Raw genomic sequence first — 25,956 nt, 5'->3', positions numbered from 1 at the left:
ACGCTGCTGAGCATGACGAACAACCGAGAAATCCTGATCTCCGGCGCCAGCGTCGCCGGCCCCGCCCTCGCCTGGTGGCTGCACCACCACGGCTTCCGCCCGACGATCGTCGAGCGCGCTCCGAGCCTGCGCGAAGGCGGCTACAAGGTCGACATCCGCGGCACCGCCGTCGACGTCGTCCGCCGGATGGGCCTGCTGGAGCAGGTGCACGCGGTCGCCACCGACATGCGCGGCGCGGGGTTCGTGAACAAGCGCGGCAAGCAGGTCGCGAAGCTGGACGCCGACACGTTCGGCTTCCGCGACGGCGACGACACCGAGATCCTGCGCGGCGACCTGGCGAAGATCCTCTACGAGCACACCCGCGACGACGTCGAGTACGTCTTCGGCGACTGGATCACCGGGCTCGACGAGCGCGCGGACGGCGTCCACGTCACCTTCGCCCACGGCGCGCCCCGCCGCTTCGACCTGGTCGTCGGCGCCGACGGCCTGCACTCCGGCGTCCGCGCGCTGGCGTTCGGCCCGGAGGAGCGGTTCTTGAAGCGGTTCGACGCCTACATCTCGATCTCGACCGTGCCCAACAGCTTCGACCTGGACCGCTGGGAGCTGCTGCACTCGGCGGCGCCGGGCAAGATGGTCAACGTCTACAGCACGGCCCGCGCCGCCGACGCGAAGGCCGCGTTCTGGTTCAGCGGCACGGATCTGCCGTATGACCGGCGTGACGTCGGCGGCCAGAAGAACCTCGTCGCGGACCAGTTCGCCGGCCTCGGCTGGCAGGTCCCGGAGCTGCTGGAGTCGATGCGCGCGGCCGACGACTTCTACTTCGACCCGGTGTGCCAGATCCTGATGGACCGGGTGTCGGCCGGGCGCGTGACCCTCGTCGGCGACGCGGGCTACTGCCCGTCCCCGGCCTCGGGCCAGGGAACGAGCCTGGCCTTGGCGGGCGCGTACGTCCTGGCGGGCGAACTGGCCGCGGCCGCGGGCGACTTCACGGTGGCGTTCGAGCGGTACGAAACCGAGATGCGGCCGTACATCGAGAAGAACCAGGCCCTGGCGAAGTCCGCACTGCGCGGCATCATCCCGCAGTCCCGCGCGTTCGCGTGGTTCAACACCCGGATGATCAAGCTGATGCCCTACATGCCGGGCCGCAACCGCATCCTGGAGCAGATCGCCGGCCCCATCCGCGAGGCCGCGAACGCGTTGGTGCTGAAGGACTACGCGGTCGCGGCCTGACTTCGGAGTGCCGCGCGGACCTGCTCGCCGACCTCCTCCAGCTCGGCCCGCTCCCGGACCCGCCAGTCCGCGCTCAGGACGAAGCCGTCGTCCGCGTGGCGGGGGATCACGTGCAGGTGGACGTGGGGGATCTCCTGGCCCGCGGCGGTGCCGTCGGCCAGGAACAGGTTGATCCCCTCGGTCCGGATCTCCGTGCGGCGCAACGCGGCCGCGAGCGTCTGCGCGATCGTGAACATCCGGGCCCCCGCCGCCGCGGGGAGGTCGGCCAGGCCCTCGTGGTGGGCCCGGGGGAGCACCAGCAGGTGGCCCGTCGACACCGGGCGCAGGTCGACGACGGCGACGAACTCGTCGTCCTCGTGCACGAGGGTCGCTGGGGCTTGCCCGGTGGCGATCGCGCAGAAGACGCACTTGCCGCCGGGCGTGGTCGCGGGGAGGTGGGGAGGCTTGGCCATGCCGCCGACCGTAGCGGGAAGATCAGCCCGCTGTCAGGTGCGCGTCCGCCCAGTCAGCGAAGGACGTCAGCGGGATGCCGAGGGCCCGCGCGAACTCCGGGCGCGCGGGGTGGCCGATCTCGTTCGTCCACTCGTGCCGCACGGTGAACGCGGGCGCGCCGGCCGCCACGGCTTCCGCCGAGGTCATGTCGGGCGCGGTGATCTCCACGCCGTGGACGCGGGAGAGCACCTCCGCGACGCCCGCCATCGTCCGGCGCTCACTGGCGAGTTCCAGCTCGACGCCGTCGAAGCGCGCCGGGTCGGCGAAGGCCGCCGCGGCCGCGGCACCGATGTCGGCGACGGCGACGAGCGAGAGTTCGGTGCCCGGCTTGATGGACGTCACCAGCCCGCCGCCGACGCCGTGGGGGAGCAGGAACGACGGCGGCAGGAAGTTCTCCATGAAGAACCCGGGCTTGAGCAACGTCCAGTGCGCGAAACCGGCTTCGCGGACGCGATCCTGGATCGCGGTCTTCGTCTCCAGGTAGTGCTCCATCGACTTCCAGCGGCCCTCGGCCCAGCCCGGCGCCGAGCGGTGCTGCCCGGCCCCGGAGACCGACGCGTGCACGAACTGCGCCACGCCCGCGTCCCGGGCGGCGTCGACCAGGTTGCGGGCCTGGACCCATTCGGAGTCGCCGTCGAGGTCGGTCAGGTCGGGCAGCTGCACGGAGAACACGCCCCGCACGCCCTTGAGCGCCGGGCCGAGCGAACCGGCGTCGTAGAGGTCGCCGGTGACGAGCTCGGCGCCGAGCGCCCGGACGGCGTCGGCCCGTGCGGTGCCGGGGTCGCGGACGAGGGCGCGGACTTCGGTGCCCGCGGCGAGCAGCGCGCGGGCGGTGGCGCCACCCTGCTTGCCGGTGGCGCCGGTGACGAGGACGGGGGACATGGGAAACTCCTTCGGACGACTAAATGGCGGGGCCCGCCACTTCGTGTCCGCTACGATAGCCATCAAGTGGCGGCCCCCGCCACTTAAACTTCCGGAGGTTCCATGCGGCGGTCCGACGCCCAGCGCAACTACGCGCTGATCCTCGCCGTCGCCGAACGGGAGGTCGCCGAGCACGGCGCGGAGGCGTCCCTCGAGCAGATCGCCCGCACGGCCGGCGTCGGCTCGGCCACCGTGCGCCGGCACTTCCCGAGCCGCCGCGCCCTGCTGGACGCCGTGTTCCGCGAACGCGTCGACGCGCTGGACGGCCGGGCCCTCACTCTCGCCGATGCCGCGGACCCGCGGGCCGCGCTGCTCGACTGGCTCACGGCGTTGACGGAGTACGCCGCCTCCGCACGGGGCATGGCCGCGGCGCTGATCCCGGACGAGGATTCCGGCGGCGACCACGTCTGCGGCCGCCTCACCGACGCCGGCGAACCGGTGCTGCGCCGCGCGATCGAGGCGGGCGCGGTGCCGGCCGGGGTGACGTCGGCGGACCTGGTCGCGGTGGTGACGGGCATCGTGCTGGCGACCGAGCACGGCCGTGACCCGGCGGGGGAAGCGTTGCGGTTGCTGGGGTTGGCGGTGCGGGGGATCAGCCCGTCATGAGAAGTCGTAGGCCGCGGTCAGCCAGCCGCGGACCTCGTCGTCCACATCGGACACTTCCCGCAGGCTCACCCGGTGCCCGACCCGCGGCCCGGCGGTGCCCCACGCCGGGCGGATCCGCGCCGTCTCGACCGGGCTCGGCAGGAACAGGTACAGCAGGACGTCGCGCGAGCGCGGCCGCACCTCGGCGAGCTTGCGCTCCCGCTTGAGGAACACGCCGATCTTGACCGCGTCCTCGTGGAAGCCGCCGAGGGTGCGCAGGTGGGCGGCGATCGCGTCGTACACCGCGCGCTGCGCCGGGGAACGCGCGGCGAACGTCTCGTCGACCGTGCAGCCCGGCACGCACGTGTGCCCCTGACCGGCGCGCGCGAACTCGCGGTCGCACTGCGGGCACGTCCAGCGGGTCGGCACGCCGTCCAGGATGGCACTCGCCGCGCGCCGGGACGAGTTCATGACGCGTTGCGCTGGTGCGCCGACCCGCCGGCCAGGTACCGCTGGACCGTCGGGGAGATCTCTTCGACGAGGTCTTCCTGGCTCAGCGCGACGACCGGCGGCAGGCGCAGGACGTACCGGGTCAGCGCCAGGCCGAACAGCTGCGTGACGACCAGCCCGGCGCGGCGGGGCGCGTCAGCCGGGTCGCCGAAGCGCAGCACCGCCGGGGTGACCTGGCCGGCGAACACCTCCCGGATCTTCTCGACCACGGCGTCGTCGGCCACCGCCGACCGCAGCAGCGTCAGCAGGATCTCGTCGGTCGGCGGCTGCTCCCAGAGCGCGAGGAACTGCCGCGTCAGCAGCTCGCCGACGGTGTCCGGATCGGCCTCGGCGAGGTCCGGCAGGTCCAGTTCGACGTCCACCGCCGCCGCGAACAGGCCGTCCTTGCTGCCGTAGTAGCGCATCACCATCGACGGGTCGATGTCCGCGTCGGCGGCGATCGAGCGGATGGTCGCCCGGCGGAAGCCGTCGGCGGCGAACCGGCGGCGCGCGGCGTCGAGGATGGCCGCGCGGGTGGCGTCCGACCGGCGGGGGGAGGGCTCGTCAACCATGTCAACAAGTGTAGGCCAACACTTGTTGACAAGCCAGTCGGACAGTGCTTACGTGGATGCCAACAGTTGTTGGCAAACTTTGAGGAGACCGCCGTGAACCTGCCGAGCCGTACCGATGTGGTCATCGCCGGAGCCGGCCCCGCCGGCCTCGCCGCCGCGATCGCGCTGGCCGAGGCCGGCGTCGACCACGTGCTGCTGGACCGCCAGGCCGAGGGCGCGAACACGTCCCGGGCCTGCGTGATCCACGCCCGGACGCTGGAAGTGCTCGCCGAGCTGGGCGTCACCGAGCGGCTGAAGGAGCTGGGCGTCGTGGTGCCGACGTTCACGGTCCGCGACGGCGCCGCGGTGCTCGCGCGGGTGCCGTTCGGCGGGCTGCCGACGGCGTACCCGTACACGCTGATGGTGCCGCAGGACGTGACCGAAGCGGTGCTGCTGGCGCGGCTGCGCGAGGCCGGCGGCGACGTCCACCGGCCGTACGAGGTCACCGCGGTCGCGGGCGACGACACCGGTGTCACGGTCACGGCCGGGACCCAGGCGATCCGGGCGCGGTACGTCATCGGCGCCGACGGCATGCACAGCGTGGTGCGCGAGCAGGCCGGGATCGGGTTCACCGGCGCCAGCTACCCCGAGTCGTTCGTGCTCGCCGACGTCCGGATGAGCTGGCCGTTGGCCCGCGAGGAGGTCAGCCTGCACCTGTCACCGGAAGGGGTGACGGTGGTCGCCCCGCTGCCGGGCGCCGCCGACCGCTACCGGGTGGTCGCGACCGTCGCCTCCGCTGCCGAGAAGCCGGGCATCGAGGACATCCAGTCCATTGTGGACAAGCGCGGGCCGGAGGGGGCGCGGTCGCGGGTGACCGAGGTGCTGTGGAGCTCGCGGTTCCGGGTGCACCACCGGGTGGCCGACCACTACCGCGCGGGCCGGATCCTGCTGGCCGGCGACGCGGCCCACGTGCACAGCCCGGCCGGCGGCCAGGGCATGAACACGGGCATCCAGGACGCGGTGGCGCTGGGCGGTCTGCTGGCCCGGGTGCTCGCCGGCGAGCCGGACGCGCTCCTGGACACCTACGAGCAGACCCGCCGCCCGGTCGCCACCGGCATGGTCGCGTTCACGGACCGCATGACCCGCATGGCCACGCTCCGCCCCCGCCCGGCGCGCCTGCTGCGCAACACGGTGCTCAAGCTGGCCTTCGGCCTCCCGCCGGTCCGCGCGAAGATGGCGTACCAGCTGGCAGAACTGGCGGCCCGCTGACCCGCTCCGCCCCCGATACCCCGCCAGACACGCGAGATGCCCCGGCAATCACGCGAGATCCGCCGGGGGTCACGCGAGTTCCGCCTTTAGTCACGCGAGGTCCGTCCCGAATCACGCGAGATCCGTCCCGAGTCACGCGATGCCCCGCCGGTCACGTGAGATGCCCCGGCAGTCACGCGAGATGCCCCGCCGGTTACGCAAGTTCCGCCGGGGGTCACGCGAATTCCGGCTTCAGCCACGCGAGATCCGTCCCGAATCACGTGGGATCCGGCCCGAGTCACGCGAGAACCGTCCCGAATCACGCGCGATCCGGCTCAGCGGGTCGGGGGAACGATCCCGTACTCGTGGATCTTCCGGTAAATCGTCGCCCTCGAAATTCCGAGCAGCTTGGCCGCGCGGACCTTGTTGCCGTCCGCGTCCTCCAGGCAGCGGACGATCGCGTCGCGCTCTATCGACTCGAAGCGGTTCAACGGCCTGCGCGTCACCGCGTGGAACTCGGCCGGGAGGTCGCCCGGGCGGATGGTGCCCGCTCGGCGGCGCTGGGCCACCGTGCGCAGCACCTGGTACAGCTGGCCCGTGTTGCCCGGCCACTCCGCCCGCATCAGCAGATGGAGTGCCGCCGCCGAGCAGGTGAGGCGGCCGCCGTAACCGAGTTTGCTCAGGACCAGCGGGACCAGCTCCGCCAGGTCCTCGACGTGGTGGCGCAGCGGGGGCACGCGCACCGTGCGCGGGAAGAACTTCAGCAGCTCCGCGAGCGCCGGCTTGGTCTCGGCGCCCGGTGCGAGCGTGGCCACCACCCACGGCGCGTCGTCGCGCTCGCGCAGTTCGCGCAGGGCCCCCGCCAACGCCGTCGCGGCGGAGACCGACAGGCGGTCGGCGTGGCAGATCACCAGCGTGCGGATCGGTGTCTGGGCGTGCTCGCGCAGCAACGCGGCCGTCCAGTCCGGGCCGGTCGCGACCGCCGCGTCCACCGTGAGCAGCCGGGCCGCCGGGTGGTGGCGCTGGTGCAGGCCCTTGGCCAGGGTCAGCTTGCCCGTGCCGGGCTCGCCTTCGAGGGCGACCCACTCGCCGCGCTCGTGGCCGGCGTCGAGTTCGTGCCCGCAGCGCAGCCACAGAGGCGCCGAGCCGACGACGCCCGGCAGGTACATCGGCAGCATCGGGATCGACGCGGCGAGCGTCTCCTCGGCCTCGATCAGCTTCACCGACAGCACACCGCCCGCGGTGTCGGTCTCGCGCTGGCCCGGCACGCGGCGGCAGTACACGCGCACGCGCAGGCCGCTCGACAGCGCGAGCATCGCCGACGTCCGGTCGCCGTCGGTCAGCGCCTCGGTGGCGTAGCCCAGCAGCAGCGACTGGTCGGCCGGGTCGAGCAGCTGGCGCGCCCGGTCGTTCATCATCACGATGTCCTCGTTGAACGCCAGCACGATGCCGGTCCAGCGGCGGCACGTCTGCAGGTAGGCCTGGAAGAGGATCATCTCGCGCAGGTCGCTGTGGCGCAGCAGGGCCTGGCGGATCTGCTCGGCGGTCGAGCGGGCCAGCGCGATGAGCAGGCCGCCCGCGTCCTTGTACCAGCAGGTCAGGTCGACGGCGCCGATCTTCTTGCCGGAGATCGGGTGGTGGATCGGGACGCCGGCGCAGGCGAGGTTCTCGAGGTGCTCGGCGTAGTGCTCGTGGCCGAACACGGTCGTCGCGCGGCCGTCCTCCAGGGCGGTGCCGATGCCGTTGGTGCCGACGGACTGCTCGCCGTAGCTGAACCCGGGCACCAGCTCGACGCGCTCCAGGTGCCGGCGCAGGTCGGCGTCGCCGGTGCGCTGCGTGAGGACGACGCCGCTGGCGTCGGTCAGGATCAGGCTGATGGGCTGGCCGTCGAACTGCTCGGTGAGCTTGCCCAGCACCGGTTCCGCGCCGCGCATCAGCGGGATGTCGAGGTTCTGGTCGCCGAGGAAGAGCGGGTCGATCCGGTCGGCTTCGACCTGGAAGTCCCGTGAACGCCGCCACGAGGCGAGGATGGTCTGCCGGACGGTGCCGGCCGGGACCTGTTCGGCGGTGAGGAACCGCACCCGCGTCCGGGCGAGCTCGTCGTCGGCGAGCAGCATGCCGGGCACCTTGTCGTCCACGTGACCTCCTGAATCCCGCGGCCCACGTGGGTGCGGGCACACCCATGTGCCGCCCGTCCAGCCTAAGCGCGTTAGGCCTTTCACGGTGTCTCAAATTGAGACGCTCCGGCCTGTCCGGCGGCGGTGCGATGAGGGGGCCGGGGACTTCGTGTCCGCCCATCCACCAGGAGGTGTGCCAGTGGCCGCCGATTCCGGGGAGACCTACAACCCGTGGACGATCGTGAACCTGGTTTTCACGCATCTGGCCGAACAGGGCCTGCACCCCGTGTTCGGCGGTGAGGGCCACCCCGGCGATCCGGCGGCGGCCCTGCTGCGCGCGCTCGGCATCACGCCGACCGTCGAGGGAGACGCGCGCGTGCGGAACGGTGTCCAGACCGAGCTCGCCGAACTGCGCGCCCGGATGTTCAGCGAGCGTGAAGCGCCCTGAGCAGCGGTTCTGTCTCAGATTGAGACCCGCGTCACGACGGGGCGCCCCTTGAATGGTGAACGCAGGACGTGCGCCCCGACACCCGGCCGGGAAGGGAGCCGCTCGGCCGCCGTAGGCAGGAGCCACGGATAAGGAGTGATCTATGAGCCGCCAGAGTGTGGCGAAAGCCCACCAAAAGATCCAGGAACTGTCGTGGGAACCGGCGTACCACACCCCGGTTTCGCACTACGGGACCGACTACACCTTCCAGAAGGCCAAGAAGAAGGACCCGCTGAAGCAGGTCCTCCGTTCGTACTTCCCGATGCAGGAAGAAAAGGACCACCGGGTCTACGGTGCCGAAGACGGCGCGATCCGCGGCAACATGTTCCGCCAGGTGCAGGAACGCTGGCTGGAATGGCAGAAGCTGTTCCTGAGCATCATCCCGCTGCCGGAGATCTCCGCGGCGCGGGCGATGCCGCTGCTGTTCCGCACGGTTCCGAACCCGGAACTGCACAACGGCCAGGCGATCCAGATGATCGACGAGGTCCGGCACTCGACGATCCAGCAGAACCTCAAGCGCCTGTACATGCAGAACTACATCGACCCGGCGGGCTTCAACTCGAGCCTGCGCAACTTCCAGAACGACTACTGCGGCACCATCGGCCGTCAGTTCGCCGAAGGCTTCATCACCGGTGACGCGATCACCGCGGCCAGCATCTACCTCACCATCGTGGCGGAGACGGCGTTCACCAACACGCTGTTCGTCGCGATGCCGGCCGAGGCCGCAGCCAACGGCGACTACCTGCTGCCGACGGTGTTCCACTCGGTGCAGTCGGACGAGTCCCGGCACATCAGCAACGGGTACGCGACGCTGCTGATGGCGTTGTCGGACGAGAGCAACCACCAGCTGCTCGAGCGCGACCTGCGCTACGCGTGGTGGAACAACCACGCCGTGGTCGACGCCGCGATCGGCACGTTCATCGAGTACGGCACCAAGGACCGCCGCAAGGACCGGGAAAGCTACGCGGAGATGTGGCGTCGCTGGATCTACGACGACTACTACCGCAGCTACCTGGTCCCGCTCGAGAAGTACGGGCTGGTCATCCCGCACGACCTCATCGAGGAGGCGTGGAACCGGATCTGGAACAAGGGCTACGTCCACGAGGTCGCGCAGTTCTTCGCCACCGGGTGGCTCGCCAACTACTGGCGCATCGACCCGATGACCGACGAAGACTTCGAGTGGTTCGAGTACAAGTACCCCGGGTGGTACGACAAGTACGGCGCGTGGTGGGAGAACTACAGCCGGCTCGCGACGCCGAACGGGCACCACCCGATCGTCGCCGAGGACGTCAACTACGTGTACCCGCACCGCTGCTGGACGTGCATGGTGCCGTGCCTCATCCGCGAGGACATGGTGGTCGACGAGGTCGACGGCCAGCACCGCACGTACTGCTCGGAGACGTGCCGCTGGACCGACGCCGAGGCGTTCCGGCCCACCTACCAGGGCCGCAACACCCCGAACATGGGCAAGCTGGTCGGCGCACGCGAGTGGGAGACGCTCTACCACGGCTGGAACTGGGCCGACGTCGTCACCGACATGGGCTTCGTGCGCGACGACGGCAAAACCATGGTCGCGCAGCCGCACCTCGACCTGGACCCGAAGAAGATGTGGACGCTCGACCACCTGCGCCGGATGCCCGAGGTGCAGTCGCCGAACGTGCTGCTGAACCAGATGTCCGGCGAGGAGCGCACCGCGTTCGTGGCCGACTACAACCGCCAGGGCCCGGCCGGGCGCCCGGCGCCGCAGAAGGCCTGACGCGCGACCACAAGGGGCGGCACTTTCACGTGAAAGTGCCGCCCCCAGGTGGGCACTTTCACGTGAAAGTGCCGGAACGGGACGGGGCTGGCATGGCAGAGAAACACCGCGTGCGGTTCGAGCCCGTCGGGATCGAGATCGACGTCGCCGAGGAGCAGACGATCCTGCGCGCCGCCGCCGAGCAGGGCGTGATGCTCATGCACGGCTGCAAGGAAGGGCAGTGCGCGGCCTGCAAGTCGTTCATCCTCGACGGCGAGGACGTCGAACACGACAAGTACTCGACCTTCGCGTTGCCCGACTACGAAAAGGAGGAGGGTTTCACCCTGCTGTGCCGGGCCCACGCCTATGAGGACCTCACGATCGAGCTGCTCAACTACGACGAGGAGATGATCCAGTCGGGGCTGCCGATCCAGGAGGCGGAGGTCGAGGTCGTGTCGAACGACAACGTCACCCACGACCTGCGCCACCTCGTCGTCAAGCTGACGGATCCGGAGCAGCCGCTGAAGTTCTTCCCGGGCCAGTACATGGACTTCGCGATCCCGGACACCGAGGAGTCGCGGTCGTTCTCGATGGCCAACACCTCGGCGCGGGACGGGCTGCTCGAGTTCGTCGTCAAGATCTACCCCGACGGGCTGTTCTCCACGTTCCTGGACACCCGGGTCGCGGTCGGGGACCGGCTGCGGATCACCGGCCCGTTCGGGGTGTTCACGTTGCGGGACAACCCGAGCGCGGACCTGGTCTTCGTCGGCGGCGGGGCCGGGATGGCACCGATCCTGTCGCTGCTGCGGACCATGGCCGAACGCGGCATCGAGCGGAAGGCGACCTTCTACTACGGTGCCCGGCGGCGGCAGGACCTCTGCTTCGAGGCGGAACTGCGGGAGCTGGAGGAGAAACTCCCGGACTTCCGGTACGTGCCGGCGCTTTCGGAGCCGGGTGACGACGACTGGGACGGCGAAACCGGCTTCGTCACCGACGTCCTGCGCGCGGCCGGACTCGACCTGAAGGGCGCCGACGCCTACGTCTGCGGCCCGCCGCCGATGGTCGAAGCCGCGCTGGAACTGCTGCCCGCGCTCGGCGTCGCCGACAAGCGCGTCTTCTACGACAAGTTCACCACCACGGGCGAATCCGACGCCTGACACCCGAGGACGGATCCCATGACAGCCACTTCCGAACGCAGTGTGCCGAAGCCGACGTTCACCGACGCCGAAGCGGGCGCCAAGGTCTTCCCGGACTCCAGCGCCCGCCAGTACAACTACTTCACCCCGGCCAAGCGCAAGCAGAGCCACTACGAAGACGTCACCGTCGAGGTCCAGCCCGACCCGCGGCACTACCTCTCGCAGGGCTGGCTCTACGCCTTCGCCGACGGCAAGGCGGGCTACCCGCTGGAGTGGACCGCGATGAAGGCGTGGGGGTCCGACCGGCCGGTACCCGAGCGCAGCCCCGGCTCCGGCGGCAAGGGCTACGACTGGCCCGCCCACGGCTGGCACGAGTTCCGCGACCCCAACGAGGAGTGGGAGCTCACCCTCTACCGGTACAACGCGAACGTCGTGCGCCAGCTCAACCAGAACATCGACGCGGCGCGCCAGGCCAAGGCGTTCGAGCAGTGGAACCCCAACTGGGTCGACTTCGTCGCCAAGCACGTCGGCGCGTGGATGCACGTCGACCACGGCCTCGGCCTGTACCTGTACGCCAACGCCAACCGCCGCGCCCCGACGAACATGCACAACAACGCGATCTCGGTGAACAGCATGCACCGGATCCGCGCGGCGCAGGACCTGGCGCTGTACACGCTGACGCTCACCGAAGAGGTCCCCGGCTTCGACGGCGGCGCCCACCTGACGACGTGGAACGAGGACCCGGCCTGGCAGGGCGTGCGGGAGACCGCCGAGCAGCTGACCGGGATCTGGGACTGGTGCGAGGCGATCTTCGCCTCGAACATCGTCTTCGAGCCGCTCGTCGGCGAGCTGTTCCGCAGCAACCTGGTGCAGCAGGCCGCGCCGGCGAACGGCGACTTCGTCACCCCGACGCTGATCGGCGCCGAGGAGTTCGACTTCTCCGAACGCGACCTGCGCTACACCAAGGCGATGTTCGACCTGCTGATCAACGACAAGGAGTTCGGCGACCAGAACAAGGCGCTGGCGCAGAAGTGGCTCGAGGACTGGGTCCCGCGGTGCATCTCCGCCGCGCGCGCCCTGCAGCCGTTGTGGTCGCAGCCCGACGCCAAGCCGATCCGGTTCGAGGACGGCCTCGACCGCGTCAAGAGCCGGTTCGCCGGCATCCTGTCCGATTTGGGTCTCAAAGCACCGGAGGAGCTGGGCCAGTGACCGTCTTCAAAACCTCGGAAAGCCCGTACAAGGTCAACAACACGGCCTCGAACATGTGCGGCTTCACCCTGATGAACAACCAGGTCGGCGCGATCATCGCGGAAGTCATGTCCACCAAGGACAACGTGACCGTGACGCCGCTGCCGTCGATGATCCGCGTCGACGCGAAGGGCCGGACCGACCTGGTCTACGCCGAGGTCGACGAGGCCGCCGGCGAGGAAGAGGGCTGGTTCAACGCGGCCGAGTTCGAGGAGAGCATGTCCACCCACTACGGGCGGATGATCCACGAGGACGACCGCACGATCATGTTCGCCAACCCCGAGGACGCGGCCGAGTACCTCGACTTCGACCTCAAAGTGATCAACAAGTAATTCAGGCAAGAAGCACTCGATCCGCTCAGGAGGGTCACCCGTGTACGAAAAAGATGGCGAAAAGTATTTCGTAGTTGACGCCCACACCCATTTCTGGGACGCCAGCCCGGACAACTGGGTCAAGGGGCAGGAGGAATACGCCAAGGGGTGGATCGAGTGCTTCCACGCCTACCAGGGCCTCGGCCCGAAGGAGACGCACTGGCCGATCGACCGCTTCCAGAAGTACTCGGAAGAGCTGATGATGCACGACCTGTTCGAGGTCGGGCACGTCGACACGGCCATCTTCCAGCCGACGAACCTGCGGCAGTGGTACAAGAACGGCTTCAACACGACCGAGGCCGACGGCGCGATGGCCGAACGGCACCCGGGTCAGTTCCTGGTGAACACGACCTTCGACCCGCGTGAAGGCGACGAGGGCATGAAGGCGTTCGAGGAACGCGTCAAGCGGTACGGCTGCAAGGGCGTCAAGCTCTACACGGCCGAGTGGCGCGGGGACTCCCGCGGCTGGAGCCTCAAGGACCCGGAAGCGGCGAAGTACCTCGAGAAGTGCGAGGAACTGGGCGTCAAGAACGTCCACATCCACAAGGGCCCGACGATCTGGCCGCTCGACAAGGACGCCTTCGACGTGTCCGATGTGGACCACGTGGCGACCAACTTCCAGGGCCTCAACTTCATCGTCGAGCACGTCGGCCTGCCGCGCATCGAGGACTTCTGCTTCATGGCCACCCAGGAGCGCAACGTCTACGCGGGGCTCGCCGTCGTCATCGGCGGCCTGATGCACGCCCGGCCGAAGTTCTTCGCGAAGGTCATGGGCGAGCTGATGTTCTGGATCGGCGAGGACAAGCTGATCTTCGGCGCGGACTACGCCATCTGGGAACCCAAGTGGCAGGTCGAGGGCTTCGTCGACTGGAACATGCCGGGCGACGAGGAACTGTCGGACTTCGCGCCGCTGACGGTCGACCAGAAGCGGAAGATCCTCGGGCTCAACGCGGCCCGGCTGTACGGCATCGACGTGCCGGAGGAACTGCGGATCAAGGACCCGGAGAACGTCGAGCCCGTCGGTGTGCCGAACTCATGACGGCACTGGACGAACGGGGTGTGCGGGCCGGCCACGCCGAGGTGTGGTCGGCCCTGGGCACCGTCCGGGATCCCGAACTGGACGAACCCCTCACCGACCTGGGTTTCGTGGCCCGTTGTGAGGTGAGCGCGGCGGGCCACGCCGTCATCCGGCTGCGGCTGCCGACCTACTTCTGCGCGCCCAACTTCGCGTTCCTGATGGTCGCGGACGCCTACGACGCCGTCGCCGGGGTGCCGGGCCTGACCGGGCTCGACATCCGGCTCGACGACCACTTCGCCTCCGACGTCATCAACCGCGGGGTGGCGGCGCGGCAGGGGTTCGTCGCGTCGTTCGAGGGCGAGGCCGTCGACGAGCTCGACACGCTGCGCTACGACTTCGTGCGCAAGGCCGTGCTGGCCGGCACCGACCGGGTCTGCCGGACCCTGTCGGGCACCGGGCTGAACCCGGCGGAGCTGACGCTCGGGCAGGTCCCGCCCGGACCGGACCTCGACCGGCTGCGCGCTCGCCGTCGCGAGCTCGGCCTGCCCGCCGGTGACGGCGACCCGTTGCTGCTCGACCCGGCGACCGGCCGGCGGGTCGACCCGGGCGACGCCAAGCGGCACCTGGCCTTCGCCCGGTTGACCCGCACGAGCATGGAGGCCAACTCCGGCGTCTGCCGGGGCATGCTGCGTGCCCGGTATTCGCTGACCGCAGAAGAGGAGGGCACGGGATGAAGGCCGTGCGGCTGCAGAAGTACCACCAGCAACCGGTGATCGAAGAGGTGCCGGAGCCGCGCGCCACCGGGCCCTTCGACGTCGTGGTGAAGATCGGCGGCGCCGGCGTGTGCCGCACCGATCTGCACATCATCGAAGAGCAGTGGCGGGACAAGTCGGGCGTCACCCTGCCCTACACGATCGGCCACGAAAACGCGGGCTGGGTCCACGAAGTCGGTCCCGCGGTGACGAACGTCGAAGTCGGGGACACGGTCATCCTGCACCCGACGCCGACGTGCGGGCTGTGCCACGCCTGCCGCGCGGGCGACGACATGCACTGCCCGAACGGGAGCTTCCCGGGCATCGACAGCGACGGCGGCATGGCCGAGTACCTGCTGACGTCGGCGCGGGCGTGCATCAAGCTCGACCCGGCGACCCAACCGGAGGACGTCGCGGCGCTGGCCGACGCGGGCATCACCGCCTACCACGCGGTGCGCAAGGCCGTCCCGCTGCTGTACCCGGGCACCACCTGCGTCGTCAACGGCGCCGGCGGCCTCGGGCACATCGGCATCCAGTCGCTGAAGGCGCTGACCGCGACCCGGGTGGTCGTGGTCGACCGCAACGCCGACGCGCTGAAGCTGGCGGCCGATCTGGGCGCCGACGAGACGGTGCTGGGCGACGGCAAGCAGGTCGACGCCGTGCTCGACCTGACCGGCGGCAACGGCGCGGAGGTCGTGCTCGACTTCGTCGCCGAGCAGGGTGCGCAGCAGGACGCGTTCGCGATGACCCGGCGCGCCGGGTCGCACTTCGTCATCGGCTACGGCAGCAACATCGACATCCCGACCATCGACATCATCTCCACCGAGCGCAGCGTCATCGGCAACCTGGTCGGCACGTACAACGACCTGGTGGAGCTGATGGTCCTCGCGCAGGCCGGGAAGGTCACCCTCCACACGAAGAAGTACCCGCTGGACGCGGCTCTCGACGCACTGGCCGACCTCGATGCCGGACGCGTGCGCGGTCGGGCCATCCTCACACCCTAGGAGCAGGAAACATGGCGAAGGAACTTCGGTTCGGCTCGGACGCCCGCGACCTGCTTCTCGCGGGCGTCGACAAGCTGGCGGAAGCGGTCAAGTCCACCCTCGGTCCCAAGGGCCGCAACGTGATCATCGAGAAGATCACCGGTTCGCCGGTGGTCACCAACGACGGCGTCACCATCGCCCGCGAGATCCACCTGAAGAACCAGTTCGAGAACATGGGCGCGCAGCTGGTCAAGGAAGCGGCGATCAAGACCAACGACGTCGTCGGCGACGGCACCACCACCGCCACCGTGCTCGCCCAGGCCATCGTCCACGAAGGCATGCGGGCGATCACCGCCGGTGGCAACCCGGTGCTCGTCAAGCGCGGCATCGACCACGCCGTCGGGTTGCTGGTGGCGTACCTGGAGAAGCAGGCGCACCCGGTGGTGTCCGAAGCGGACTACGCGCGGGTCGCGGCGATCTCGGCGAACGACGACGACACGGTCGGCGCCGTCATCGCGAAAGCCCTGCACACCGTCGGCGACGGCGGCGTCGTGACGGTCGAGGAGTCACCGGCGATCGGGATGAGCGTCGACTTCGTGGAGGGCTTCGAGTTCGACAACGGCTACCTCTCGCCGTACCTGGTCACCGACCCCGGCCGGCTCGAGGCGGTGCTCGACGACCCGTACATCCTGATGTCGGCGGAGAAGATCACCAAGGTGCAGCAGCTGATGCCGTTGCTGGATAAGGTGATGCGGGCCCCGCGGCCGCTGGTGATCATCGCCGAGTCGATCGAGGGCACGGCGCTGTCCATGCTGGTGCACAACCACGTGAACGGCACGTTCCAGTCGGTGGCCGTCCGCGCGCCCGGCTTCGGCGACCGGCGGCTGCACAAGCTGGAGGACCTCGCCGCGATCGTCGGCGGCGCGGTGCTCTCGCGGACGTCCGGCTTCAGCATGGAGACGATGACGCTGGAGCACCTCGGCCGGGCCAAGCAGGTCAGGGTCACCGCGAACAACACCACGATCGTCGGCGGCGGCGGTACCTCCGACGCCGTCGAGTTCCGGGTCGGGCAGCTGCGGGCGGAGCTGGAGCGCGCGCAGTTCGGCATCGACGAGGACGTACTGACCGAGCGGATCGGCGCGCTGACCGGCAAGGTCGCGGTGGTGCGCGTCGGGGCGGCGACCCCGGCCGAGCTGAAGGAGCTGCAGCACCGGGTCGAGGACGCGCTGTCCGCGACGCGGGCGGCGATGGCCGAGGGCATCGTGGCCGGCGGGGGAGCGGCGCTCCTGCACGCCGAGAAGGCCCTGGAAGGTCTGGGGCTGGAAGGCGACCAGGCGATCGGGGTGGAGATCGTCCGGCGAGCGCTGGCGGAACCGGCGTACCTCATCGCCCACAACGCCGGGCACCCGGCGCACGAGATCGTCGCGCGCACCCGGGAGCTCGGCAGCGACGAGGGTTTCGACGCCCTGAACGACCAGTTCGGCGACATGATCGCCTTGGGCGTCGTCGACCCGCTGCGGGTGTGCCGCTCGGCCATCCAGAACGGCGCATCGGTGGCCGGGCTGCTGCTGACGACGAACTCGCTGATCGCCGAGGAGCAGACGCCGTGGGGTGGTAGCGCGGCGCTGATGACCGAGTTCGGCCCGCTGGACGAGGGCTTGCACCAGCCCTCGCCCGACGCGAGCACGCCGCAGTCCCTCGGGATGGGCCCCTCCGTCGGCTGATCTCGGGCCTGCGGAGTGTCGGGGGTCTCCCCGTCGGTGTCCTGAGCACCGGCGGGGGACCTTCGCGTTGTGCAGGGTGCGCCCGGTGCTGTCACCCTGGTGATCATGACGCACTACACGCTCGTCCAGACCCTCGCGACGGTCCAGGAGTTCGAGGCGAAGGGCTTCCTCGGCACGGTGGGCAAGATCGCCGCGGCGACGGTCATCTTCTTCATCGTGATCGGCCTGATCGTGGGGCTGCTGCTGGGCTTCTTCATCGGCCGTTCGGTGGGCCGCAGGCAGGGACCGCGGTGAGCGCTACCGGACCAGGCCGTGCCGCGCGAGTTCGTGGCCGGCCAGGACCGCGATGACGTCCTTGTCCCGCGCTCGCCAGCCCGTGGCGATCTCGCCGGACTTCGCGAGGCGGCGCAGGGGCTGCGTGGTCAGCGCCCGCAGCGCCAGCAGGTCCAGGCCCTCCTCGCCCATCGCTCGGAGCTGGGCGGCCGCGGAGGCGCGGCGGGCGAAGTGCCAGCGCATCGGGAGCCACGTCGCGAGCAGCGTCAGCACCGGCAGCGCGATGATGATCGCCGCCATCCACCACGCCAGGTTCTCGACGGCTTCGATCTGCCAGCGGCCGGCGTCGGCGAACTGGGTGCCGACGTTCGAACCGCCGTGCAGCGCCTTGGCGAGCGCGTCGCCGATGAGCGGGATGCCGTCGGCGGAGTTCGCTGCCGAGTCGAACGTCCCGGTCAGCCCGGTGCCGGCGCTCACGAGCCCGTCACCCGGCGCTCGCAGCTTCATGACCTCGTCGTACACCGTCGTTCCCAGCCACACCGCGACGACGACGAGCAGCAACGCCAGCAGGTCGCTGACGAGCTGGGCGGTACGGCGGATCGGCCGTTCGGCGTAGAGCTGCATCGGGGACGCCTTTCGCGGTGGGGGAGCGCGGCCACGGCAACGTACCCGCGCGCCCCCGGAGCGAACCGCGGGCTAGCTCCGGACGACCTCCGCGAGCCCGGTCAAGGCCTGCGGCAACGGCTCCCGGTGCAGCACGCCGAGCCGTTGCGTCGCGCGGGTGAGTGCGACGTAGAGATCGGCCGCGCTGTCGGCGAGGATCTTCGCCGGCTCCACGACCAGGACGGCGTCGAACTCCAGGCCCTTGGTCTCCGACGCCGGCACCGTGCCCGGCACGCCCGGCGGCCCGATGACGACGCTGGTGCCTTCGCGGCCCGCTTCGTCCCGGGCGAACTCTTCGATCGCCGCAGCCAGTTCGTCGTCGGTGACCTGCCTCGACCACGGCCGGACGCCGCACGCGCGGACCGACTCCGGGGGCCGGACGCCGGGTGCGAAGTCCGCGAGCACCGCGGCGGCGACCTCCATGATTTCCGCCGGGGTGCGGTAGTTCACCGTCAGCGAACGGTAGACCCAGCGGCCCGGCACGTACGGCGCCAGCACCGCGTCCCACGACCGCGCCCCGGCCACCGAGCGGCGCTGCGCGAGGTCGCCGACGACCGTGAACGACCGGCCCGGGCACCGCCGCATCAGCACCCGCCAGTCCATTTCGGACAGTTCCTGGGCCTCGTCGACGACGACGTGGCGGTAGGTCCAGTCCCGGTCCGCCGACGCCCGCTCGACGAGGCTGCGCGTGTCCACCTCGACGAACCGGTCGGCCAGGTCCTCGGCGAACAGCAGGTTCTCGGCGGACAGCATGACGTCCTCGTCCATCTCCTCGCGATCGAGCTTCATCGTCTCGAAGACGCCTTCGGCGTACTCGGCCTCGGCCTTCCGCTCCCGGGTCACGACCGCGGCGGCCGCCTTCTCGGCCGTCTTGTCGCGGCCCAGCAGGTCGGCCAGCTCGTCGAGCAGCGGCACGTCCGACACCGTCCAGGCGTCACCCCGGGCCCGGAACAGCGCCGAATCGGCCGGGGCGGTCTCGTACAGCCGCGCCAGCAGCGTTTCCGGCGTCAGGACCGGCCAGAGCCGCTCCACCGCCGCGGTGAACGTCTCGTCGGCCGCCAGCTCGGCGATCAGGTCCTTCCGCAGCGACTCCCACTCGGCCTTGTCGTCGCGGGACAGCCAGCCGCGGCCGATCCGGCCCATCGCGCGTTCGGTCAGCACGTACGTGACGATGTCGGTGAACACCGCGCGGGCTTCGTTGTGCGGCTGCCCGCTGTCGCGCGCTTCCTGCCGGGCCCACTCCGCCGTCTCGGCGTCGATCCGGACCGTGACGTCGCGCAGTTCGATCGGCAGCGGCTCCTCCGGCAGCCGCTGCCGGTCGGCGACCGCCGCGGCGAGGACGTCGAGGATCTTCAGGGATCCCTTGAGCCGCACGGCTTCCGGCGTGTCCTCAGCGGTGACGTCCAGGCCCGGCACAAAACCGCCGGTGGTCGTGAAGACGACGTCGGTCTCGCCCAGCGACGGCAGGACGCGGCCGATGTGGCTCAGGAACGCCGGGTTGGGTCCGACGACGAGCGCGCCGTGGCGTTCCATCCGTTCCCGCTGGGTGTAGAGCAGGTAGGCGACGCGGTGCAGCGCCACCACCGTCTTCCCGGTGCCCGGGCCGCCTTCGATCACCAGCACGCCCGGGTGGTCGAGGCGGATGATCTCGTCCTGCTCGGCCTGGATCGTCGCGACGATGTCGCGCATCCCCTCGCCGCGCGGCGCGTTGATCGCCGCGAGCAGCGCCGCGTCCCCCTCGTCACCCTCGGCCGGGCGCCCGAGCACCTCGTCGGTGTACCCGAGCACGTGCCGCCCGCGCGTGCGGAACTGCCGGCGCCGGCGCATGTCCTCCGGGTTCGCGCCGGTGGCCGTGTAGAACGCGCGCGCCGCCGGCGCCCGCCAGTCGAGCAGCACCGGGCGGTAGTCGTCCTCCTCGTCGAACAGGCCGATCCGGCCGATGTAGGAGCGCTCGCCCGCGACGGCGTCCATCCGGCCGAAGCACAGGCCGTTGTCCACCACCTCCAGGCGTTTCGCCTCCCGGCCCAGCGCGCGCACGCCGACGTCGCGCTCCATGGCGCCGAGGCCCTTGCCGCCCAGCGCCGCGTCGTACTCGCCCTTCACCCGCGCGCGCTCGGCGTCGAGCCGCGTGTAGAGATCGGCCACGTACGCGCGTTCGGACCGCAGTTCTTCTTCGTACCCCTGTGCAGCCACGTTCCCTCTTCGTTCCGAAACGTCCCCCGGCGGTCAGGCCGCAGGCCTGCCGAACCACTTCCGCAACGCGCCGGGCAGCGCCGCCGCGTCCTCCCCGGCCCAGACCACGTGCCCGTCCGGGCGCAGCAGCACCGCGGGCACGTCCAGCTCCTCGCTGACGTCGACGACGTGATCGACCCGGTCTTCCCAGCCCGCGGCGGAAAGCCCGCCGGTCTGGTCGAGCAGCAGCCCGCGACCGTCGTGCATCAGGTCGTAGAGCCGCCCGCTCTTCAGCTGCACGTCACGCAGCCGCCGGCCGAGCAGGTCGGGCCCGTCGCCGAAGTCGTAGCGGATGTCGACGGCGATGAGCTGCTCGGTCAGGTAGCGGCTCACGTCCTCGAAGTCCATCAGCTTCGCCAGGAGCTGACGCACGGCCTGGGGACCGGGCTCGAGGGACGTCAGCTGCATCTGCGCGCGGGTGTTGACCAGCACCTGCGCGGCGACCGGGTGCCGCTCGGCCTCGTAGCTGTCCAGCAGGTCCGCCGGCGCCCAGCCGTCGACCTCGGCCGCCAGTTTCCAGCCGAGGTTGAACGCGTCCTGGAGGCCGAGGTTGAGGCCCTGCCCGCCCATCGGCGGGTGGATGTGCGCGGCGTCGCCGGCCAGCAGCACCCGGCCGACCCGGTACCGCTCGGCCTGCCGGGTGGCGTCGCCGAAGCGGGACAACCAGCGCGGCGAGTGCACCCCGAAGTCGGTGCCGGCGGTGGAGCGCAGCTGCCGCTTGAACTCCTCGAAGTCCGGCGGCGTCGAGCGGTCCTCGGCGACGCGGTCGGCGGGGACGACCAGGCGGTACAGGCCGTCGCCGATGGGCCCGACCCCGAACCGCTTCTGGGTCTTGCGGACTTCGGTCATCACGGCGGTCAGCGTCTCGGGGTCCTCGGTCAGCTCCATCTCGCCGAGCAGCGTGTCGACGCGGGTGGGCTCGCCGGGGAAGCCGACGCCGAGCAGCTTGCGCACCGTGCTGCGGCCGCCGTCGCAGCCGACGAGGTACCGCGCCCGCAGCTGCGTCCCGTCGGCCAGGTCGACGGTCACGCCGTGGTCGTCCTGGGCCAGCGCGGTCACTTCGGTGCCACGCCGGATCGCGACGTCGAGTTCGCCGGCGTGCTCGGTCAGCAGGCGTTCGGTGACGGGCTGCAGGATGCTGAGGACGTACGGGTGCGAGGTGTCCAGGTGGGCGGGCTGCGGCTTGCTGATGCCGGCGAAGAACCCGTTGAGCGGGTACTTCTTGCCGGCCGCGAGGAATCGCTCCAGCAGCCCTCGTTGGTCCAGCACCTCGATGGTGCGCGCGTGGATGCCGAGCGCGCGCACGACGGGCGAGGGCTGCGGCTCCTTCTCCAGCACGAGCACGTCCACGCCCTGCAGCCGCAGTTCGCTGGCCAGCATGACGCCGGTCGGTCCGCCGCCGGCCACGATCACGTCGAGCACAAAATCCCCTGTCCGTTCGAAGAAAGTCCTGGTCAGTACAGCGCCGGGAAACGTCCCCGGCACGAAGATCACCGGTGGTTCACACGGTCGTGGGCCTCGCGGCCCGGGTGAAGAGCAGGTCGGCGGCCACCGCCGTCCCGTCGGCGCGGATCGTGACGGCTTCCGCGCGCGCCCGGGTTTCGGGCGCCAGCGCGCTCCCGAGCGCGGCCGAGAGGGACGCGACGGTCGGCGCCGGGCCGTCGTGCGCCACCCCGATGCCCAGTGCGGCGACCCGGCTCGCCCAGTACGGCTGGTCCGTCGCCTGCGGGACGACGACCTGGGGCACGCCGGCACGGGCGGCGGTCGTGGTGGTGCCCGCGCCGCCGTGGTGCACGACGGCGGCGCACCGGCCGAACAGCGCCTGGTGGTTGACCTCGCCGAGCACGAAGCAGTCGTCCCGGTCGTCGGCCAGGCCCAGGTCGGCCCAGCCCTGGAGGACGAGGACCCGGCGCCCGTGCGCGCGGACGGCGTCGACGGCGACCTGCGCGACGTCCGCCGCCGCGTGCATGGGCATGCTGCCGAAGCCGACGTAGACGGGCGGCGGGCCCGCGGCCAGGAACGCGTCCAGCTCGGCCGGGAGCGGGCGGTCGTCCGGCACGACCCACGCGCCGGTCTGCACGACGTCGAGGTCCGTGGCCCGCCACGGATCGAGGACCGGGTCCGTCGCCAGCCACGGCCGGGTGCCGATGACGTAGTCCCGGACGTGGTCCACCGCGGGCAGGCCGTGCGCCACCCGGCTGGTGTTGAGCGCCGCCCCGAACAGCGTGTTCACGCTCTCGGCGTCGAGGTCCCACAACGCCCGGTTGCCGGTCACCTCCGGCGGGAACGGCCGGCCCGCGTACGCCAGCGGCGCGTGGTGCGGGGACGGCAGCGTGGAACTCTGGAAGGCCACGAACACCGAGCGGACGCCCAGCAGCTCGGCGATGGACAGCGCACCGGCCGCGGTCGGCAGCATGCCGGTCGCCACCAGGACGTCACAGCCTTCGGCCGCTTCGGTCACCACGTCGAACTGGGCGGCGATCAGCTGCGCCGCCCGCTCGGGCAGCGACGACGGCACCGGTGCCGCCTGGGTCAGCTCCTTCGCCGACGGCCCGACCGGCACGTACGCCACCCCGACACCGGCCAGCCGGCGCGCGAAGTCCTCGTCCGCGGGCGCGCACACCCGCACCTCCGCGCCGCGGGCGCGCAGCGTCAGCGCGAGCCCGACCAGCGGTTCGACGTCCCCTCGTGACCCGTACGTCGACAACAACACACGCACTCGCGAACCCCCGTTTTGGTCGAATCCAGCCGCAGATCCCGGCTGAGGCCGATGATTCTGCGGCACGACCTGGGTCTTGCGGCAAGCCCCGGGGTGCGCTATAAGTTGGTAGTGGAAGGAAGTGGTCACTCCTCCTTCCGGTTTCGCGGGCGTCTCCGCAGCTCCAGCTTGTCTCCCTCCGTGGTCGTTCGTCGAGAGCCGTTCGCGCGAACCTGATCTATGACGGCCGTCATAGTGTGGGCTCGGCCGTTTCGTGCTCTCATGGCACTATGACAGCCGTCATAGAAATCCGGGAGCTGGGCGCCCGCCCGGCCGACCGGGAGTGCGTGGCCGCGCTGGTCGCGGCCTGTTCGCCGGGCAGTCTCCGGCGGCGCTTCATGATGGGCGGCCCGGCCGAGCCGGGCGAGATCTTCCGGCGCTACCACCGGTTCCTGCTCGCCGGCCCGCCCGGCGGCGTCGCGCTGCTGGCGACGTCCGGCGGGGTTCCGGTGGGGCTGCTCAACTTCGTCGCGGAGACCCCCGGGACGGCCGAGCTCGGCATCCTGGTCGCCGACGCGTGGCAGCGGCGGGGGGTCGGGAGTGCGCTGAGCCGGTGGCTGCAGGCGTCCGGGCGGTGGCCGGGGTGGACGGTGCGGGCGACCGTGCAGGCCGGGAACGCCGGCGCCGAGACGCTGCTGCTGCGCCAGGGCTTCCGCCCGGTACCCGCCTACGAACGCGGCGAGCGCGACTTCGCGCTGGTCGTGCCCGGCTGGGCTACCATGACGAGTGTCATGAAGGAGGTCGTCGATGACGAGGACACCACGCGAGCGGATCGTGCTGAGCGCCGCGCAGCTGGTGCGGATCCAGGGCGTCGGGGCGACGGGCATGCGGGACGTGGTCGCGCACGCCGAGGCGCCGCGGGGGTCCCTGCAGCACTACTTCCCGGGCGGTAAGGACCAGCTGATGGCCGAAGCCGTCGCCTGGGCGGGCGGGTACGCCGCCCGCCGCGTGGCCCGGCTCGCGGCCAAGCTCGAGGACCCCACGCCGGGCAAGCTGTTCGCGGCCATGGCCGCGCAGTGGCGCGACGAGTTCACGACGACGGGCTTCGACGCGGGCTGCCCGCTGGTGGCGACGGTCGCCGACGCGGCGGCCACGAGCGAGAGCCTGCGCGACGCCGTCGGCAAGGCTTTCGAGGGCTGGCAACGACCTTTGGCGGAGACGCTGTCGGAGTTCGGCGTTCCCGCGGCTCGCAGCGTCTCGCTGGCGGTGCTCATGCTGAGCACGTTGGAGGGCGCGATCATCCTGGCGCGGGCCCACCAGGACGTCGCCCCGCTGGACACGGTGGTGGAGGAACTGGGCCCCCTGCTCGACGGCGCGGTGGCTGACCGCCGCCACTGAGTTCTCTGACGTGCCGACGCATTCAGGCCACTCCTCCTGACAAATCGGTGACAAACCGGTGCGGGGCGCGGCATTCACTCGTTCGAGTAGCAACGCCCGGCGGCAATCTTGCGCGTGGACCGTCGGGCACGACGAGAGCACGCGGGCGACGCCGGCCCCGACGCCGCCTTGCTGCCCGTCGCCGACTCCGACGAGCAGCGCTCCTTCTCCTGTGGAGCACATTCTCCGGGGAACGGCGGTGCTGACGGACCCCAAGGGGCTGGACCTCGACACGGGCGCCGTTGTGGATGATGAGAGGTCCGGCAACATCGAGGTCAGTCCCGGTCCGAAGAGTGATTGGCTGTATGAGGTCCCCAGCTCCGCGCCGGGAGCGGAAAACCTCGCCGTCGGCTATGCCACCTACTCGTGACGACGCCGGTGAGGATCCAATGTCCTCGGCGCCGCCGTGTCCACTGTGGACTAGAGGTCGCGGAAGAACTCGCGGATGTCCTGCACCAGCAGCTCCGGCGCCTGCAGGGAGGCGAAGTGGCCGCCGGTGTCGTGCTCCGTCCAGCGGGTGATGTTGTTCGACAGTGCGGCCAGGCCGCGGATCGCGTGGTCGCCGCGGAAGTTGACCACCGCCGTCGGGACGCCCGATGGCTGCGGGCGCTCGCCCCAGCCGTCCTGGCCGGCCTCCAGGTAGAGGCGCGCGGCCGAACCCGCGGTGCCGGTGAGCCAGAAGGTCGTGACGTTCGTCAGGATCGCGTCGCGCGACACCGGCGTCTGCTGCGTCGCCGTCGGGTCCCAGTCGACGAACCACTCGAGGTTCCACGCGAGCTGGCCGGCGGGGGAGTCGTTGAGCGCGTACGCCAGCGTTTGCGGCCGGGTCGCCATCTGTGTGGCGTAGCCGGAATGCGCGTACCACCAGACCTGGTTCTCCTGCGCCCGCTTGCGGTCCTCTTCGGACAGTCGCTCGAGGTCGCCGGGCGCGGTCGGGACACCGGCGTTCGCGACGGCGTTGACGTGCACGCCGAGGACTTGCGAGGGGGCCGTCCGGCCGAGTTCGGGGGAGACGATGCTGCCGAAGTCGCCGCCCTGGGCGCCGTAACGGTCGTACCCCAGCCGCCGCATCAGCTCGGCCCACGCCCGCGCGATGCGGCGGGTGTTCCAGCCCGGCTCGGTCGTCGGCCCGGAGAACGCGAAGCCGGGCACCGACGGCGCGACGACGTGGAACGCGTCCGCCGGGTCGGCGCCGTGGGCGCGCGGGTCGGTGAGCGGGCCGAGGACGTCCAGGAAGTCGGCCACCGTGCTCGGCCAGCCGTGGGTGAGGATCAGCGGCGTCGCGTCCGGCTCGGGCGAGCGGACGTGCAGGAAGTGCACGCGCTGGCCGTCGATCGTGGTCGTGAACTGCGGGAACGCGTTGAGCCGGGCCTCCTGCGCGCGCCAGTCGAAGCCCGTCTGCCAGTACTCCGCCAGCTCGGCCAGGTAGGGCTCGCTCACGCCGTAGGCCCAGCCGGCGCCGGGCAGCTCGCCGGGCCAGCGGGTGCGGGCGAGCCGGTGGTGCAGCTCGTCGAGGTCGGCCTGCGGGACGTCGATGCGGAAGGGTTCCATGGCCGTAGCCTTTCG

General features: G+C 70.9%; 26 protein-coding genes. 16 read left to right on the top strand and 10 right to left on the bottom strand.

Going from position 1 to position 25,956, the window contains the following annotated elements; all coding sequences use genetic code 11:
- Nucleotides 1–12 precede the first annotated feature (12 nt).
- Complete coding sequence (locus tag MUY22_RS41050) at nt 13–1,230, top strand: FAD-dependent monooxygenase (protein ID WP_247052575.1); 1,218 nt, start codon at nt 13–15, stop codon at nt 1,228–1,230.
- Here MUY22_RS41050 and MUY22_RS41045 read toward each other — a convergent pair.
- Nucleotides 1,212–1,682, bottom strand: a complete 471-nt coding sequence (locus MUY22_RS41045) for an HIT family protein (protein ID WP_247052574.1) — start codon at nt 1,680–1,682, stop codon at nt 1,212–1,214. The two genes, MUY22_RS41050 and MUY22_RS41045, sit on opposite strands and share 19 nt — an antisense overlap.
- A 22-nt stretch (nt 1,683–1,704) precedes the next feature.
- Entirely contained in the window at nt 1,705–2,604 is a 900-nt protein-coding gene (locus MUY22_RS41040) for an NmrA family NAD(P)-binding protein (RefSeq protein ID WP_247052573.1), read from the bottom strand.
- Between the two features lie 102 nt (nt 2,605–2,706).
- Between MUY22_RS41040 and MUY22_RS41035 the strand changes: the two genes are divergently transcribed.
- On the top strand, nt 2,707–3,249 hold the full coding sequence (locus tag MUY22_RS41035) for a TetR/AcrR family transcriptional regulator (RefSeq protein WP_247052572.1): 543 nt from the start codon (nt 2,707–2,709) through the stop codon (nt 3,247–3,249).
- Here the strand turns inward: MUY22_RS41035 and MUY22_RS41030 are convergent.
- Together MUY22_RS41030 and MUY22_RS41025 are read right to left on the bottom strand one after the other, a co-directional pair.
- On the bottom strand, nt 3,244–3,699 hold the full coding sequence (locus MUY22_RS41030; protein ID WP_247052571.1) for a DUF5655 domain-containing protein: 456 nt from the start codon (nt 3,697–3,699) through the stop codon (nt 3,244–3,246). The two genes, MUY22_RS41035 and MUY22_RS41030, sit on opposite strands and share 6 nt — an antisense overlap.
- A complete protein-coding gene (locus MUY22_RS41025) occupies nt 3,696–4,289 on the bottom strand; it encodes a TetR/AcrR family transcriptional regulator (protein ID WP_247052570.1) in 594 nt (197 codons plus the stop codon). Before MUY22_RS41025 ends, MUY22_RS41030 begins: the two co-directional genes overlap by 4 nt.
- 93 nt (nt 4,290–4,382) lie before the next feature.
- On the opposite strand from MUY22_RS41025, the gene MUY22_RS41020 reads away from it, so the two are divergent.
- The gene (locus MUY22_RS41020; protein WP_247052569.1) at nt 4,383–5,537 is read left to right on the top strand and encodes an FAD-dependent monooxygenase; all 1,155 of its coding nucleotides are present in this window, start codon (nt 4,383–4,385) and stop codon (nt 5,535–5,537) included.
- 314 nt (nt 5,538–5,851) lie between these two features.
- Here MUY22_RS41020 and MUY22_RS41015 read toward each other — a convergent pair whose 3' ends face one another.
- A complete protein-coding gene (locus tag MUY22_RS41015; protein ID WP_247064373.1) occupies nt 5,852–7,633 on the bottom strand; it encodes a sigma-54-dependent Fis family transcriptional regulator in 1,782 nt (593 codons plus the stop codon).
- A gap of 199 nt (nt 7,634–7,832) precedes the next feature.
- Between MUY22_RS41015 and MUY22_RS41010 the strand changes: the two genes are divergently transcribed.
- The 10 genes from MUY22_RS41010 (at nt 7,833) to MUY22_RS40965 (ending at nt 17,381) form a co-directional block, all read left to right on the top strand.
- Nucleotides 7,833–8,081, top strand: a complete 249-nt coding sequence (locus MUY22_RS41010) for a hypothetical protein (RefSeq protein ID WP_247052568.1) — start codon at nt 7,833–7,835, stop codon at nt 8,079–8,081.
- 142 nt (nt 8,082–8,223) lie between these two features.
- The gene (locus MUY22_RS41005) at nt 8,224–9,876 is read left to right on the top strand and encodes a methane monooxygenase (protein WP_247052567.1); all 1,653 of its coding nucleotides are present in this window, start codon (nt 8,224–8,226) and stop codon (nt 9,874–9,876) included.
- Between the two features lie 92 nt (nt 9,877–9,968).
- Entirely contained in the window at nt 9,969–11,012 is a 1,044-nt protein-coding gene (locus MUY22_RS41000) for an NADH:ubiquinone reductase (Na(+)-transporting) subunit F (RefSeq protein WP_247052566.1), read from the top strand.
- Nucleotides 11,013–11,030: 18 nt separating this feature from the next.
- Nucleotides 11,031–12,200 (top strand): toluene hydroxylase, encoded by a 1,170-nt coding sequence (locus MUY22_RS40995; RefSeq protein WP_247052565.1) that lies wholly within the window; start codon nt 11,031–11,033, stop codon nt 12,198–12,200.
- Nucleotides 12,197–12,571: a propane 2-monooxygenase effector subunit MimD gene (gene mimD, locus MUY22_RS40990; protein ID WP_247052564.1), complete on the top strand. Its 375-nt coding sequence runs from the start codon at nt 12,197–12,199 to the stop codon at nt 12,569–12,571. The genes MUY22_RS40995 and mimD overlap by 4 nt, the downstream gene beginning before the upstream one ends.
- 40 nt (nt 12,572–12,611) lie before the next feature.
- Nucleotides 12,612–13,649 (top strand): amidohydrolase family protein, encoded by a 1,038-nt coding sequence (locus MUY22_RS40985; RefSeq protein WP_247052563.1) that lies wholly within the window; start codon nt 12,612–12,614, stop codon nt 13,647–13,649.
- On the top strand, nt 13,646–14,362 hold the full coding sequence (locus tag MUY22_RS40980) for an iron-sulfur cluster assembly protein (protein ID WP_247052562.1): 717 nt from the start codon (nt 13,646–13,648) through the stop codon (nt 14,360–14,362). The genes MUY22_RS40985 and MUY22_RS40980 overlap by 4 nt, the downstream gene beginning before the upstream one ends.
- A complete protein-coding gene (locus MUY22_RS40975) occupies nt 14,359–15,384 on the top strand; it encodes an NAD(P)-dependent alcohol dehydrogenase (protein WP_247052561.1) in 1,026 nt (341 codons plus the stop codon). The genes MUY22_RS40980 and MUY22_RS40975 overlap by 4 nt, the downstream gene beginning before the upstream one ends.
- Before the next feature lie 11 nt (nt 15,385–15,395).
- Nucleotides 15,396–17,087, top strand: a complete 1,692-nt coding sequence (gene groL / locus MUY22_RS40970; RefSeq protein ID WP_247052560.1) for a chaperonin GroEL — start codon at nt 15,396–15,398, stop codon at nt 17,085–17,087.
- A 105-nt stretch (nt 17,088–17,192) separates the two neighbouring features.
- A complete protein-coding gene (locus MUY22_RS40965; protein ID WP_247052559.1) occupies nt 17,193–17,381 on the top strand; it encodes a hypothetical protein in 189 nt (62 codons plus the stop codon).
- 3 nt (nt 17,382–17,384) lie between these two features.
- On the opposite strand, the gene MUY22_RS40960 is transcribed toward MUY22_RS40965, so the two are convergent.
- From MUY22_RS40960 to MUY22_RS40945, 4 genes are all read right to left on the bottom strand, one after another.
- Nucleotides 17,385–17,984 carry a hypothetical protein gene (locus MUY22_RS40960; protein ID WP_247052558.1) on the bottom strand — a complete coding sequence of 200 codons (600 nt, stop codon included), beginning with the start codon at nt 17,982–17,984 and terminating at the stop codon, nt 17,385–17,387.
- A 72-nt stretch (nt 17,985–18,056) separates the two neighbouring features.
- Nucleotides 18,057–20,216 carry an RNA polymerase recycling motor ATPase HelR gene (gene helR, locus MUY22_RS40955; RefSeq protein WP_247052557.1) on the bottom strand — a complete coding sequence of 720 codons (2,160 nt, stop codon included), beginning with the start codon at nt 20,214–20,216 and terminating at the stop codon, nt 18,057–18,059.
- Between the two features lie 33 nt (nt 20,217–20,249).
- Complete coding sequence (rox, locus tag MUY22_RS40950) at nt 20,250–21,677, bottom strand: rifampin monooxygenase (protein ID WP_247052556.1); 1,428 nt, start codon at nt 21,675–21,677, stop codon at nt 20,250–20,252.
- A gap of 79 nt (nt 21,678–21,756) precedes the next feature.
- A complete protein-coding gene (locus MUY22_RS40945) occupies nt 21,757–22,974 on the bottom strand; it encodes a glycosyltransferase (RefSeq protein WP_247052555.1) in 1,218 nt (405 codons plus the stop codon).
- A 269-nt stretch (nt 22,975–23,243) separates the two neighbouring features.
- Between MUY22_RS40945 and MUY22_RS40940 the strand changes: the two genes are divergently transcribed.
- The 3 genes from MUY22_RS40940 (at nt 23,244) to MUY22_RS40930 (ending at nt 24,760) form a co-directional block, all read left to right on the top strand.
- Entirely contained in the window at nt 23,244–23,906 is a 663-nt protein-coding gene (locus MUY22_RS40940) for a GNAT family N-acetyltransferase (protein ID WP_247052554.1), read from the top strand.
- The gene (locus MUY22_RS40935) at nt 23,848–24,351 is read left to right on the top strand and encodes a TetR family transcriptional regulator C-terminal domain-containing protein (protein ID WP_247064371.1); all 504 of its coding nucleotides are present in this window, start codon (nt 23,848–23,850) and stop codon (nt 24,349–24,351) included. The genes MUY22_RS40940 and MUY22_RS40935 overlap by 59 nt, the downstream gene beginning before the upstream one ends.
- A 238-nt stretch (nt 24,352–24,589) precedes the next feature.
- Nucleotides 24,590–24,760 carry a hypothetical protein gene (locus MUY22_RS40930; RefSeq protein WP_247052553.1) on the top strand — a complete coding sequence of 57 codons (171 nt, stop codon included), beginning with the start codon at nt 24,590–24,592 and terminating at the stop codon, nt 24,758–24,760.
- Between the two features lie 50 nt (nt 24,761–24,810).
- Here the strand turns inward: MUY22_RS40930 and MUY22_RS40925 are convergent, their stop codons facing one another.
- Nucleotides 24,811–25,941: an epoxide hydrolase family protein gene (locus tag MUY22_RS40925; protein ID WP_247052552.1), complete on the bottom strand. Its 1,131-nt coding sequence runs from the start codon at nt 25,939–25,941 to the stop codon at nt 24,811–24,813.
- Nucleotides 25,942–25,956 lie beyond the last annotated feature (15 nt).

The sequence above is a fragment of the Amycolatopsis sp. WQ 127309 genome (assembly GCF_023023025.1).
In the GTDB taxonomy this organism is placed as follows: Bacteria; Actinomycetota; Actinomycetes; order Mycobacteriales; family Pseudonocardiaceae; genus Amycolatopsis.
The sequence above is the reverse complement of the archived record's forward strand: the minus strand, read 5'-3'. Positions and strand labels throughout refer to the sequence as shown.

Excerpts from the sequence above, each read along its gene's own strand:
- MUY22_RS40965 (WP_247052559.1), top strand. The coding sequence starts at position 17,193 with ATGACGCACTACACGCTCGTCCAGACCCTCGCGACGGTCCAGGAGTTC.
- MUY22_RS41050 (WP_247052575.1), top strand. The coding sequence starts at position 13 with ATGACGAACAACCGAGAAATCCTGATCTCCGGCGCCAGCGTCGCCGGC.
- MUY22_RS41015 (WP_247064373.1), bottom strand. The coding sequence starts at position 7,633 with ATGCTGCTCGCCGACGACGAGCTCGCCCGGACGCGGGTGCGGTTCCTC.
- groL (WP_247052560.1), top strand. The coding sequence starts at position 15,396 with ATGGCGAAGGAACTTCGGTTCGGCTCGGACGCCCGCGACCTGCTTCTC.
- MUY22_RS41005 (WP_247052567.1), top strand. The coding sequence starts at position 8,224 with ATGAGCCGCCAGAGTGTGGCGAAAGCCCACCAAAAGATCCAGGAACTG.
- MUY22_RS40995 (WP_247052565.1), top strand. The coding sequence starts at position 11,031 with ATGACAGCCACTTCCGAACGCAGTGTGCCGAAGCCGACGTTCACCGAC.
- MUY22_RS41045 (WP_247052574.1), bottom strand. The coding sequence starts at position 1,682 with ATGGCCAAGCCTCCCCACCTCCCCGCGACCACGCCCGGCGGCAAGTGC.
- MUY22_RS40940 (WP_247052554.1), top strand. The coding sequence starts at position 23,244 with ATGACAGCCGTCATAGAAATCCGGGAGCTGGGCGCCCGCCCGGCCGAC.
- MUY22_RS41030 (WP_247052571.1), bottom strand. The coding sequence starts at position 3,699 with ATGAACTCGTCCCGGCGCGCGGCGAGTGCCATCCTGGACGGCGTGCCG.
- MUY22_RS40975 (WP_247052561.1), top strand. The coding sequence starts at position 14,359 with ATGAAGGCCGTGCGGCTGCAGAAGTACCACCAGCAACCGGTGATCGAA.
- MUY22_RS40980 (WP_247052562.1), top strand. The coding sequence starts at position 13,646 with ATGACGGCACTGGACGAACGGGGTGTGCGGGCCGGCCACGCCGAGGTG.
- MUY22_RS41025 (WP_247052570.1), bottom strand. The coding sequence starts at position 4,289 with ATGGTTGACGAGCCCTCCCCCCGCCGGTCGGACGCCACCCGCGCGGCC.
- MUY22_RS40925 (WP_247052552.1), bottom strand. The coding sequence starts at position 25,941 with ATGGAACCCTTCCGCATCGACGTCCCGCAGGCCGACCTCGACGAGCTG.
- MUY22_RS41035 (WP_247052572.1), top strand. The coding sequence starts at position 2,707 with ATGCGGCGGTCCGACGCCCAGCGCAACTACGCGCTGATCCTCGCCGTC.
- MUY22_RS41040 (WP_247052573.1), bottom strand. The coding sequence starts at position 2,604 with ATGTCCCCCGTCCTCGTCACCGGCGCCACCGGCAAGCAGGGTGGCGCC.
- MUY22_RS41000 (WP_247052566.1), top strand. The coding sequence starts at position 9,969 with ATGGCAGAGAAACACCGCGTGCGGTTCGAGCCCGTCGGGATCGAGATC.
- MUY22_RS40960 (WP_247052558.1), bottom strand. The coding sequence starts at position 17,984 with ATGCAGCTCTACGCCGAACGGCCGATCCGCCGTACCGCCCAGCTCGTC.